This window comes from Acidithiobacillus albertensis (assembly GCF_001931655.1).
Lineage (GTDB): Bacteria > Pseudomonadota > Gammaproteobacteria > Acidithiobacillales > Acidithiobacillaceae > Acidithiobacillus > Acidithiobacillus thiooxidans.
In genome coordinates, this window is the sequence record NZ_MOAD01000001.1 from 2,367,407 (window position 1) to 2,379,481 (window position 12,075).

Consider the following 12,075-nt stretch of genomic DNA (forward strand, 5'->3'; position numbering starts at 1 on the left):
CTTCGGCATCCTGGCCTGGCTCAACATGGTCGAGCGTTTCTTTCGGGATATCACGACCCAGCGGTTACGTCGTGGGGTGTTCACCAGTGTGCCAGAACTCATCCAGGCCATTGAGGGGTACATCGACCACCACAACACCCATCCCAAACCTTTCATCTGGATCAAAACCGCCCGCGACATCCTGCAAAAGGTCATTCGCGCCAACAGCCACTTAAGCAGCAAACAGAATGCAACACTACACTAGCAACAAAGCGAGCCGTATCCCACGGAATTTTTCTTGTTGCGAGGTACGCGCTCATGTTGCTGCGGGTGAGCGACTCGCAAAATGCGAGTTCTTGGTTATTCGCAGGTCTGAGAGGGAGTTTCACTTGTTGCATAACGAGAATTCGACGCTACTGATATGTGCCGTGTAACAGGGATGCATGTCGGATAACATGGGAGGATCTCCCTGTGGATTGTAGGCGAGACACAAAGCATCATTCTGTCTCGTGGCCCCAAAACCCTGAACGGCAGATTGCCCGGTTTTGCTCGGTTCCTATGCCACCCAGGAGGGCCGATCATCAGACATTACGGTGAGTCTACTCATTTTTGAGTAGAGACCGGGAATTCGCGGCGGGCATGCACCACATTCACCACCTCAATACTGGCGGTTGCCACCCGATAGAAAACGACGTAGTTCGGATGGGCAACGATCTCGCGTAGGCCAGGAATGCGCTCGCTCTGACGATACAGGTAGGGATGTTCAGCAGTAGGCAAGATAGATTCTTCCAACAGGCGTTTCATCCGTCGTGCGGCAGATGGATTCTCGTTGGCGATGTAGCGAAGAATATTCGCCAGGTCATCGCGGGCGGACGCCCGCCAGATAATGGGTAACAAATTAACCTTTTCTTGGCGCGTCAGTTTCCGCTTCCGCGATGATGGCGTCCATTTCGGCCATCACCGCGTCATGTGGAATGCCGGGTCGCTTATCTGCCAGGCTTGACGCAACCTTGGTACGCAACCAGATTGTGTAACTCGCCTCCTGATCAGCGGTTTCAAATTCGGAAAGGATAGAAGGTAAGACGGCATGCATTCCAGGTACTCCTCTGAATATCGATCATCAGCGCAGGACAAGCCTCCACTTGCCCCCCACTTAGCCCTTAACGCTTATACTAGACGGTTTTTGGATTGGCAGGAAATCATCCTGCTACTCACAAGCATCCCGAGAGATGACAAGAGGCGCCTGCATCCGTCGGGTCCTGAAAGAACGTATGGGAATTCTCCCCACATAGTGATACTGCCGTCGGGTTTTCTGGACCAGCTGTCGAATCAATGCCGCCGTTTCCCCCTTGCGCGCTGTTCGCGGGTGGGTTTCTGGCCGATTCTGGGGGGCTGAGCCACAAACCGCCGATTTCCGGAAAACGATGGAAAACAGATCAGTGACGCCGGCCACCGGAATGATTTACTCTCGTTTACTGAAGTAGCCGCATTTTCAGGAGCGAATGGCGGCGCATCCTTCTGCGGTGAGCCCCTTGTGTGAAACAACAGCCTTACCACCAATACAACAACGCATTGGATTTGTTTGGCACCATGACGGGGCCACCATCCCAATCTCCCACGCGGGAAAAACGACGGAGTATCTGCTGGTTTTCCCGCCGATTTTTTCGATTGCAAATCCGCCGGAAGTACGAGGGTACCATCTTCATGGTGCGCTGGCTGTCTGAGTGAAATTTGGCCAATCGTTTCCGCCCTTCTGGTGAATGCGGGGCAATCCGCTGCCGCAGCAAAGATCTTGAGGGCAAACTGACCCAATCCGATAATACCCAACGATATTCGTATCGGGCGCTACGCCGCCGAATGGTTTTCGACATGAAGTTTCTCCTGCTGTGAGTCGTTACTTCATGACGTCCTCCTTTCCCGGATCTTTTTTACGCTGTGGCACATATTCTCCCCGAATAGTTTCTTCTTGGTGATCTGGCCTGTTGCTCAGAACGGCTCCGGATCATCCATGGTGTAGCATCCACCAAAATCATAGGCATCGAAAACTTCTTCAACGACCGCATAGGGCGGTCCATTGAACCACGAGGAATCCGCACAAACAGGGCTGCCGTCCGCATATGCTATATGGATGGCAGGGATGGTTCTGGTGCCTACATCCGTACATCGCCAGGTGCCTGTTGCCGTTTTGAAGGATGCTCCTATTTTGAATTGCGCGTATTCCACTTTTTCTCCTGGGACCATCGTTCTCAACGTCATCATGAATTAGAGCAGTCGTGTGTCGTGCAGCCCCATTATTCCCCATTTTTTCAATCTCCCCCAGGGGATGCTCTGATGCCATTGATGATGGGCTAACCGGCGCAGGCCTTGGTGTTTGAGCCATACCTGCCGTCTTAAGGTGCAACCCCGGTGCCCCGTATCGATATAATGGCCAGGTGCACACCACTTGGAGCAGGAGGCACCAGGCAGGTGGATTCTGCAATAACCGGCATAGCGATGCGCCTTAAAGCGCGTTTGAATGTGAATAAAAGCGAATAGACCATTGCGCGGTCCGCATTTTCTGTGTGTTCTCACGATTGGTTCCTCCTACCAAAGACGAGGTCTTTCCCTCTGTAACGGCGGCTGTCGTTCTGTGGAACACGGTTTATCTGGAGCGGGCGGCGCATGCGCTGCGCGGCAATGGGCATGCCATCGATGACGCGCTGTTGCAATACTTGTCGCCGCTCAGCTGGGAGCACATCCACCTGACCGGCGACTACCTCTGGCGCAGCAGCGCCAAGATCGGCTCAGGCAAGTTCAGGCCACTACGACCGTTGCAACCGGCTTAGTGTGCTTTATTTTCTGTTTTCTGAAGCGACCCCTATAAGGTCAGATCGTACAAAGCCACTGATCTAACCTTATTCGTTATGATTGCCGTCATTGGAAATGAATCGCACGCAAAGAAGAAGACCTCAAACGGGATGATACTTTATTGTCACTGAACAGTTCGTTATCTATCCGTCTGTATTTAATCATATTTATCACTGTATTGCTCAATATGAAAATATTGAGATAAACAGCATGATAAACAGTGTGATACGTCAATGTTGGTCCAGTGATCTGTCCAGATCACGTAGTCCCGATGTGTTGAGACTGAGCCAGCCGCATCGTGTCCTTCTTGACCGGGGGAATCTGCTTTGTCGAATTCCTTGCTGATTGCCGATCCTATAAATCTGCACAAAGCTGTGCGGAGGATTTATCCGCACACGGTTGATAGGCTTGCGCCTGCAACGCGTAGCTATTGACGCTCAGTTGTGCCGGAGAATGGGCCAAAAGAATATGTCTGACCTCCTGATAGGGCGTGAACCGAGTCTCTCAATTAATCGACTGGCCAGGTCCGTAGTCCGTTGACTGGACGGGACCAGCCCTGGATGAACCTGGCCTTTATAAGACAAAAAATCAGAAACTGCTCATTTTGTACCCGTTCAGGACCATCCACCCTGCGGCCCCCTGCCCTGACCGCATGCTTAATGGACCTTTGGCCGCCGTCCCCGCCGGGCCTTGCCATGTTCTTCCAACAAAGCTTCCCCTCGTTCCTGCAAGGCCTGTGCATCTTCCTGAAGGGCTTTTTCGAGGGCCGCGATAAAGTGTCGCGCATCCCATTCCGGTGCCAACACCTGTGCCGCCCTTACAAAGCGCTTGTCCTGCTCCATTCGGTCCTTACGGGCTGTAGGGGACTGCATCAACCGTTTTTTCGCCGCCTCAATCTTGGCTATCGCCGCTTTCTGGCGTTCCAGAATCTCTGCCTGCTTTTTCTCCAGATCGGCCAGACGCTGTTCCGGGCTGCGCCGCACCCGTTTTTTCCCTTCGGTCATGTTTTCTCCTTTTCTGTTCCTCAGTGATTCACTTTCCCGGCAAACTCTTTCCCCGCCTTGAACTTGATACTTTTCTTGGCAGGTACTTCAATTTCCTGTCCCGTCGCAGGATTCCGGGCTTTCCGCGCGGGTTTATCCACGATTTCAAACGTACAGAATCCCGGAAAGGTAATTTTTCCGGCAGCGGGCAATTCCGTTTCTAATGTATGACGGAACACCTGAAAACAGTTTTCGGCATCCACTTTGGACATCTCCCCATGACGAGCCAGGGCAGCAATAAATTCCGTTTAGTTCATCAGAACCTCTTTTTTATATAGGCGGGTTTGGTCAATGTAGGGAATTCCTATAACCCTAGAAAAAGCAGTTACGGTCCGACAAGGGCTGGGAAAGCCCCGGGTGGCACCCATGGTTTTTGGGTAATTTGGGCGACGATGTAGCTGACAAGAAGGTCCCAAGGATTTACTCCCAGCAACCGCTCCGCAGTCTGCTGGATGGTCTTTAACCCATTGCAAATATTTTCGATTCCGCGTTCGATCTTTTTTTGTGCGGCGTGCATCGGGATCAAATACAGATGGGTCTGTCCCGCGTGTTTGGTGCTCCGGCCGATGGCGGACAACAGTAATGGGCGACTGGTGATAGCCTCCTTCCGCATTTCCGGGAAGGCCAGCCGGGTATACCAGCTCCACCAGTTGTAGATCAGCCCCACGGCGCGCGGAGAAAGTCGGCAACGCGCCAGGTCCCGGGTGGTGTAGCCACCCCATCCCCATTGATTCTTGAGTTCGTCAAAGCCGTTCTCAGCATCTGCCCGGTCACGATACAGCTGTGCGACACTCAAAACGCCCTCGGAGAGATCGGTCACCAAGACGGCATATTCATAGACCTTGGTCTGGCGTCGGTCCACAAAGGCAAAGGCCAGTTGACCGCGCTGTTCCTGGGTGGCGATCAGGTTTTCCTTCAGCAAGCGCCGCAGGATGACGACCCGACGACTTTGCGCCCAACCCGCCAATTGGATCGTATCCTCACGGCCTTCCCAGCCTTGTCCCGCATCTATCCAGTCCCGGCGGGTAAAAACGCGCTGTAGCAGGCGCTTGACACGCGGGGACTGGCGCAATTTGAACAGGTACGGTTGCTGCCGGGACTCCATTTCCCGAATCACGGCGTCATTGCCAAAGCCGCAGTCCCCACGAACCGGATAGGGACGCTGTTCAGCACACAGGGCATCCAGGACGCGATTCAAGCCGGGCTGGGCATGATTGGACGCGGTGGTATTCCCCGCCGTAACTTCTACATCCAGCAGCAAGCGCAGGTTGCCTATCCAGTAGGCGTGATAGGCATGGGAGGGACGTCCGGGCTTTGTGCGGATTGTAGCCCACTTCCGCGCCTTCCTGATGCCCGAACAGGGGCTTGACGGTCGTATCGATATCCAGAATCCAGGGGGTCTGGCAGGCGGCCACCACGCTTTTGAACAGATGCTTGCGCATCCATTCCGTCCCTTCGGCTTCGGGGATTTTGCTTAACGCCCGGCGTAGGGCATCTTCACTGACGATCTTGCCCATCCCCAGAATATTGGGACTCACGCCATCGCTACGTAAGGCCGTGACATGGGCATAGCGGCGGTGACCCGCCAGAATAGAGAGGAACAAGGTCCCCAGCACGTCCCGTTTCTGTGGGGCATTGGGGCTGGTGTAGTGCAAGGGACTTTCTTCCACCCAAGTGTCAAACAGACCCGTGGTCTCCAGATAGGCGGCAAAAAACACCATCTGGCCCATGGGCGTTGCCGCAGATTCCTGGTCCCAGGATACCTGAATACGACCGCCCAGGGTGTCTACTATCATGGTCTGCACCGCCGCCGGAATAGCCTTCTGCGGGTGTTTTTCTGCTTCACCCATCGGGTGAACCTCCATCATCAGGGAAAACCTCATCCTATCAGATGGATAAGGTCATTTCAGCAGGAGAAACTGCCGTTTTTAGGTTCATCTGGACCAAAACCGCCCGCGACATCCTGCAAAAGGTCATTCGCGCCAACAGCCACTTAAGACAGATGCAACACTAAACTAGACCTCAACATGCCAACATCGAAAACATCATGGGATCATCCATATAAGGCCCTGTAAATTCGGTGAGTCATTCCCCCTCCAAAATTATCGCGCCCATCACCATCAAATAGCTGAACGCTGGGGACATGCCATTCGGACGCTTTCCTGCTTGCTCAAAAACGGGATAGATCTGCAGCCAAGCTCGGTCCATACCATCCTGATTATTGGAGATTTTCTTCACACCAATCACATCCCGCTTGTTGAGATGTAGCGCCTTCCACCATAATGCACGTGAGCGGGAACGCTTCTTTCCCGCATCAAAACTAAGATAGCGAATGTTGCGTGGGGAAATCCCCAAACCAAGCAAGAGCTGCTTAAAAGCATTGGCCAGCGACACTTCTCCATCATTTGTAGGAGATCGCACCAGCAAATGTCCCGGCTCACTGCGCCACGCTCTTTCCAGATAAGTATCCAGTGTGGTGCGTAAAAATTCCGGATCTTTATCCGCCATTCGCCAGAATCCTGGCAGCATTTTTCCAGATGCTTCCTGTCCATCTGGGTTGCAGGCCTCAAGGGTAGGGAAATTTCCAGCTTGCCTGCGCCGAACTGAGGGGTAATTATAGACTTGAGGCGCGGTCCCATTCGACTTTTCTGCGCAAATATGGACTGCGCCTTCCCCGCCATTCGAGCTAATTGTTGAGCACTCAAATCGGCATCTTCCGCTATGGGTAACCAGATCTTTTCCTGTACGACATCTTGGGGATGCTGAATCACAGATGATTGGGTAAAACCCTGCAAAAGTAAATACCATACCCGCTCAATCAACCGTCCAAGCTCCATTCCATCCTTTGGCTCCCCCACCTCAGTAGAAGAAATACTGGCAACTAATGCGTTCCATTCAATACTTCGGGCAGGCTTATGGTTAGTCCTCGACATTTTTTTTCGAAGTCGGGATAGTAATCCGTCGATGCCTTCCTGGTTATAAGCCCGGTACAAGGTTTTTTCGTTCAACGATCCCTTCAAGATATTCAACCAATCATTCACGTTTCGGGCCTGAGCCACCTGCGCACGCAAAGATAAACCCAAAATCAAGTCCAAGTTATGCAAATAATGATTCAGACTGATTTCCGGACTGGAATGTCCCAATAGAGCGGCCACCACATACAACTGTTTACGATTGACGTGATCCACCCCCAACAAAGCCTGGCGAAACCGCCGCGCGGATGCCTGTTCTTTCTGATAGTACCGTGGCAAATATTGAGGATTCATATCAGCCAACATCAGCCTCCATAAGATCTGATTGGCAAAGCTATGGCGCAGATGGTGAAAATGGAGATGATCATCACCCGTTGCCCGACGTAGATCTTCATGTATGCGTGACATCGCCGTTTCCTGGGCGATAGGATTGTGGCCAATCTCGGGCAGGACAAACAAATACTCCTCTACCGAACGCGCGCCATTTCCCCCTCGATACACCATCCACTTCCGCAAGAGTTCCAGCTCACTGTCTTTCAGCAGTACGTTGAGTGGCAGAGCGCGCGTTGCATGACGGGTTTTCAGACGCCGCTCGCTGAATGGCCGTATTAATAAACGGGCTTGCCCTTCCAGATGACAATCACTGATGCGCAGGCGCAACACTTCCATACGGCGTAATCCACAGCGATAGCCCAAAATAACCACTAACTCCAGCAAATCAGGTAACTGCTGGTGGTGGAGTGTGTGCCGCCCATCGCGTAGTAATTTTTTTAGTCGCAGGAATTCAACTTCGCTGATCCCATGAGCATCAGGAATCACATCCATCTGGAATCCGCCCAGATCTTGGAGATGTAAAACAGCCGCCCCTTGAGTTTCTACCAGAAACTGATGCCATTCACGAATTGCGCGGATCAAATGAGCACGCTGATGTACAGTGTCGACCTGCTCCAGCAAATCTTCATAAAGCTGACGCCAAGACGGCTCACCAAAGCTTTCTATCTGTCGCGTGTTTTCAAGCGCTTGCAACATCAGAGCGGCAAGACGACTGACATAACGCCGTATAGTCGACATAGCCAGACGATGTCGAAAGGAAGAACCCTCCTTCAACAAGTGCCTGGCCCACAGAAACATTCTCTGTCCCAAAGGGTCTGTTATGGCGGTTTCATTCAGGAAGGCACTCAATTGCGTGAAGGCATCGCTGCGATTTTTGGCCAGCAAAATTTGTCGCAACTGATGCAACCAAGCCACTGTTACCGTGCTTTCGATCAGTTCTGGCGCGCTTTCCAGCACCAAATCTTCGGCGTTGTTCACCACTGCCTTGACGGCTGATTCTGTTGGGACCGGATAACCATGGATACGCCACCAGCTGCCACTGGCCAACGCATGGGCCTCCAGAACGCCCTGTGCATAAGCTCCGAGAAACTGGGGTAATTCCAGGCGGAGGGCCTGAGTCATGCCTCTGAATAACGTAGCGGGTTGGATATGCCGACGCCCCACGCGAGGCCATCTGCGCAACACAGCGGTCATGCGTACGCGGATATTCTGAGCAGAAACTTCTACATCTGGATTTTCGGCAGGCTCCACTTCACTTTCCGGTGATGGGTAATCCTGCAGATATCGCATGATCAGTATTTCTGAAAAAGGATCCGGAAACCAGCGCCGTAATCGCACACCACCCCGAAACATAGGTATTTGCAAGTCCCAGAACGCCAATTCCATGGATTCAAATATCGTCAGTTTTTGTCGCCTTTGGAGCTGCTGGAGAACACTTTTTAACGCAGCTAACTCTCCTAATCCACCAAAAAGAAGTGCTGCAAGTAGTATCTCCCCTTCCCGACTGGTCTGATCAAGCACAGTTGCAAGTTGCTGCGGTGAGGCTCTTTGCTGTAAAGCCTGTTCCAAAAATTTTCGGGCATTCAGCACCTGCTGGTAGTCTGCCAAAGGCGCCCTTTGAAAGGGCGTAGCTTCACGTTCGAGGATCGAGGGGACCACAGGAGGACACCACTCCCATAACGATACCTGATTCCCACGCCGAATCAGCAGGCTAAAATATTGCAGGCACTTAGCTTGGGCGCGCAAGCGCGACTTGAGTATCGTTTTACCTCTGGCTACGGTCTTTTCTTCCTTGGCAAAAGGAACAAAGGTTTCCAGAACCCGGTCATGCAGCGTAGTGGCCAGCTGTTCCAGGCTTGTATCCGTGACACTCCCACCAGTTACTTCTCCCTGCAGGCAATCCAAAAACCTTTTGTAGGGTATTCCATCATCGACTTTTCGTTGGGCGTAGCCCGAAGCTTTTTCTCCTAATACCCATAACTCATAGCTTTGAACATCCTCTTCACTGAAAAAAAACTGCCCACGACGAGGCCCAGGCAACTGCAAAAGCTCCTTACGAATGTCTGCAAAAAGCTTTACTGAAACTTTTGGGCCGTGAAGCTTTATAAAAATATCCGGATTAACCATCAATGATGAAACACTGCATTTTGTGTAGGTAGTGGCTGTAAACGAAAACCCAAGGTATCCAGCATCCTCTCCAGATAAGGCTTCAATTCGGCCACATAGGCGAGTGCTGACTGGCTGGAATAGCGGCTCCACGGAGACTCTCCGGCATACCAGTGTCCCATGAAAGCATCCACAATTTCACCGGGACACCCCTGTTCAAGCAAATGACTGCGACAGAATCGGCGATGGCTATTCACAGGCATGTCACCACCCAGGAACTGTTCTAACATAGGTCGTAAGTTCTTGGGACATAAGGCTACCATTCTATTGCCTTCCATGAAAAAACTACTACCCATTACGTCATCACGGAAGCGCCGATTTTGTAACTCTTCTATCTGCTGGACGGCCAGATTCCATTGATTCTGCAGCTGGTGGAGCAAAAGTTCTGGCACCCATAACAAACGCAGATGGGATTGATCGAGCGTATCTTTGTCTTGATGTACTATAAAACCTGATGTTGTTCCTTCTGCGGGATTTTCTGGAAAGGGTTTACAGATCGTCCGCGAAGCGGTGGCATAGGCAAAATATAACCACGTGTAAAGTGTATAATGATTATAATAACTGCTCCAATCTGCTCGAAGTTCTTGTGGACTCTTGAGACGATTTTTGGCAGAAGCATAAAGCGACCTACCTTGCCGATCCAGCAGCTCCTCTAACGCCCTGACTCCTGACTGGATCACCCCGGCTTTGGGGCGAAACAAAGAGCCCAAATATCCTGTAGAATCTATTGGCAAAGATCGTGACAGACTCTCAGAATCACTAGATGGCCAACAAATATCCGATGTCTGCTCCATAATCTGGATATAACGGTCTACCAGCTTTGCTCGGGGCAGCGTGGTATAAAAGCGTCGCACCCGTCCGAGGCGCTGCTTTTTCGCATAAATCAATCCTGCCTCTCCAATGTCCCCCGTCCCCGCACATCGACGCCAGAGATAGTCTTCCACACGGCCCAAAGTAAGATAGCCTGAGGGATCGATCGTCCGCAAATATTCCTTGATATCTCTCTGATAAGACGTCTTCTGTTTTTTGAAAATACGAGACGAACTGCGCAAATCAGGATATTGATGCAATAGCAGATTCAAATACTGACCATACCTGCCTACATCCGGCAGGCATAAAATGGAGTCCTGAATATCAGCGCATAAATCTTGGGCTTTGTCATATTTTCCTCCCCAACTACTGGGCGGAGCAATCCAGACATACCATAAACCGGGTTGCTCACTAGCACCAAACTGATAAGCAAACTGATGGTGTCCCGTGAGATCCTGTCTGCTCTGCACCCACTTTAGCTGGCAGCTCAAGGTCATTCCTGCGCCGGTACCCAGTAAAACGGCCAACAATGCCAGACTCTGTGCCCGCAAAAATGCTTTAGCACCTTTTTTATGCAGTGCTTCTGAGAAATCCCCCGGCATGTTGCGCCGCAGATGCTGGATGGCCGAATCAGTCAGATACTCATAATCCCAGAGGAAAAGCTGGTTTTCTAGCGCTTCTGCGCGAGCACGTCCCTGCAATACCGTAGTGACCAGGTTGGCAGCCCCGCCACCAGACTTCCGTGAACATATAGGCAATGCATCAATAAAAACCACGCCTTCATTTTCGTCTTCTTCAATATCAAACTCTATCTGATATCTGACTGCTCCACCGCGTTTACTCCCAAAGCTGCTCGCTGCTTCCACTCTTCTATATAGTGCTCGCACGGGTTTGTGAGGATCACTAAAATCTGGCTCTGCCTGATCCAAATCAAGGTTCATCAAAGGCAAAAACCCCTGAATGGTCTCTCTGCTGCCACCGCCATGGCTTCCTGAGCGTTCTGTTGAAGAACGCAGTTCGTAAGCAGTGGACAACATACTGGTAAAGTCCCGCAGGTGGCTGCGAAAGGTATCCCTATGCGTCTTAAGCAGATAAACATTCAGGTCTTTTTCGTACGCTTCTTGATCGTCCAGTTCGTCTTCACCCGACTGTACCTGCGATGAAGCTTTCTTTTTACCCTTGGCGAAATGTTCCCAAAAATAGTAAAGTGATTCAGCCAGTTCTTGAGGCGGCCGATCTGGCCGCAATAATTCCGCAGAGCTTGCGGCATAATGAACAGAAATTTCTCGTAATAATACGCCAGCCTTATAAGTACGGTTCAAAATATCGCTGTAGGGTGCTCGAAAACTTGTCCTGTAATCGTAGTATCTTCCCGGATCATTACTGATCAATCTGAGATGCGCCAAAAGCACATGGCCTTGCAATAAATGCCAATATTCCAACTGGCTTCGATCGGTTGTCCACCATAACAAGGCATAAAGAGGATGGGAGGTTGTACAGACGCCACTCAAGGGGGACTTATGTGGAGTTTTGAAATACTCTGATGCAGGAATCACACTCGTATCCTGACGCAAAATCCAGTCAAGAAGTGGTCGCCATCCCAACACCTCGTCAGGCAATTCTGGCCAACCCTCAAAAGATTCTATTAGCTCAAGTATTTGCTGCAGATTGGAGGCTACAACCTCCAGTTCCAGTAACGATCCATGCACTCCAATATCCCGAAACATCGCTAAAAGATCATCTGCAGAGATTGTTGGATCATTTTCCGCTGCGGCCATACAGCACTGAAATTGCGGACAGTCCAGGGGGATGACAGCTGCGGATTTTTTACCCCCTGATTTATGGGGCTTGTTTAAAGGAGTGCGATCTTCACTTTCTGTATCTGTCTTCATATCCCCTTTTCAGACCATTCTTTACACAAAAAG

General features: G+C 51.3%; 10 protein-coding genes and 2 pseudogenes. 2 read left to right on the forward strand and 10 right to left on the reverse strand.

All coding sequences use genetic code 11. From position 1 onward, the window contains the following. Positions 1 to 244, forward strand: a pseudogene (locus BLW97_RS12240) (IS630 family transposase); the annotation flags it as partial. A 338-nt stretch (positions 245 to 582) separates the two neighbouring features. Here the strand turns inward: BLW97_RS12240 and BLW97_RS12245 are convergent. The 4 genes from BLW97_RS12245 to BLW97_RS12260 form a co-directional block, all read right to left on the reverse strand. Further along, the gene (locus tag BLW97_RS12245) at positions 583 to 876 is read right to left on the reverse strand and encodes a type II toxin-antitoxin system RelE/ParE family toxin (RefSeq protein ID WP_065957927.1); all 294 of its coding nucleotides are present in this window, start codon (positions 874 to 876) and stop codon (positions 583 to 585) included. Between the two features lies 1 nt (position 877). After that, the gene (gene relB / locus BLW97_RS12250) at positions 878 to 1,072 is read right to left on the reverse strand and encodes a type II toxin-antitoxin system RelB family antitoxin (protein ID WP_065957929.1); all 195 of its coding nucleotides are present in this window, start codon (positions 1,070 to 1,072) and stop codon (positions 878 to 880) included. Between the two features lie 457 nt (positions 1,073 to 1,529). Further along, the gene (locus tag BLW97_RS12255; RefSeq protein ID WP_075323291.1) at positions 1,530 to 1,850 is read right to left on the reverse strand and encodes a hypothetical protein; all 321 of its coding nucleotides are present in this window, start codon (positions 1,848 to 1,850) and stop codon (positions 1,530 to 1,532) included. Between the two features lie 115 nt (positions 1,851 to 1,965). Continuing rightward, a complete protein-coding gene (locus BLW97_RS12260; protein ID WP_075323292.1) occupies positions 1,966 to 2,202 on the reverse strand; it encodes a hypothetical protein in 237 nt (78 codons plus the stop codon). Positions 2,203 to 2,588: 386 nt separating this feature from the next. On the opposite strand from BLW97_RS12260, the pseudogene BLW97_RS12265 reads away from it, so the two are divergent. Then, a pseudogene (locus BLW97_RS12265) lies at positions 2,589 to 2,804 on the forward strand (Tn3 family transposase); the annotation flags it as partial. Positions 2,805 to 3,482: 678 nt separating this feature from the next. Here the strand turns inward: BLW97_RS12265 and BLW97_RS12270 are convergent. The 6 genes from BLW97_RS12270 to BLW97_RS12290 all read right to left on the reverse strand — a co-directional run bounded on the left by BLW97_RS12270 (position 3,483) and on the right by BLW97_RS12290 (position 12,042). Next, positions 3,483 to 3,830 (reverse strand): hypothetical protein, encoded by a 348-nt coding sequence (locus tag BLW97_RS12270; protein ID WP_075323294.1) that lies wholly within the window; start codon positions 3,828 to 3,830, stop codon positions 3,483 to 3,485. Between the two features lie 20 nt (positions 3,831 to 3,850). Further along, positions 3,851 to 4,108 (reverse strand): HU family DNA-binding protein, encoded by a 258-nt coding sequence (locus BLW97_RS12275; RefSeq protein ID WP_278278526.1) that lies wholly within the window; start codon positions 4,106 to 4,108, stop codon positions 3,851 to 3,853. 86 nt (positions 4,109 to 4,194) lie between these two features. Beyond that, a complete protein-coding gene (locus BLW97_RS12280) occupies positions 4,195 to 5,130 on the reverse strand; it encodes a transposase (protein ID WP_242947805.1) in 936 nt (311 codons plus the stop codon). Next, positions 5,036 to 5,719 (reverse strand): hypothetical protein, encoded by a 684-nt coding sequence (locus BLW97_RS20055; RefSeq protein WP_169829319.1) that lies wholly within the window; start codon positions 5,717 to 5,719, stop codon positions 5,036 to 5,038. The genes BLW97_RS12280 and BLW97_RS20055 overlap by 95 nt, the downstream gene beginning before the upstream one ends. Before the next feature lie 393 nt (positions 5,720 to 6,112). After that, on the reverse strand, positions 6,113 to 9,214 hold the full coding sequence (locus tag BLW97_RS12285; protein WP_158025166.1) for a tyrosine-type recombinase/integrase: 3,102 nt from the start codon (positions 9,212 to 9,214) through the stop codon (positions 6,113 to 6,115). Positions 9,215 to 9,300: 86 nt separating this feature from the next. Next, positions 9,301 to 12,042 carry a hypothetical protein gene (locus BLW97_RS12290; RefSeq protein WP_075323296.1) on the reverse strand — a complete coding sequence of 914 codons (2,742 nt, stop codon included), beginning with the start codon at positions 12,040 to 12,042 and terminating at the stop codon, positions 9,301 to 9,303. Between the last annotated feature and the right edge of the window lie 33 nt (positions 12,043 to 12,075).

Excerpts from the sequence above, each read along its gene's own strand:
- relB (WP_065957929.1), bottom strand. The coding sequence starts at position 1,072 with ATGCATGCCGTCTTACCTTCTATCCTTTCCGAATTTGAAACCGCTGAT.
- BLW97_RS12255 (WP_075323291.1), bottom strand. The coding sequence starts at position 1,850 with ATGTCGAAAACCATTCGGCGGCGTAGCGCCCGATACGAATATCGTTGG.
- BLW97_RS12270 (WP_075323294.1), bottom strand. The coding sequence starts at position 3,830 with ATGACCGAAGGGAAAAAACGGGTGCGGCGCAGCCCGGAACAGCGTCTG.
- BLW97_RS20055 (WP_169829319.1), bottom strand. The coding sequence starts at position 5,719 with ATGGGTGAAGCAGAAAAACACCCGCAGAAGGCTATTCCGGCGGCGGTG.
- BLW97_RS12290 (WP_075323296.1), bottom strand. The coding sequence starts at position 12,042 with ATGAAGACAGATACAGAAAGTGAAGATCGCACTCCTTTAAACAAGCCC.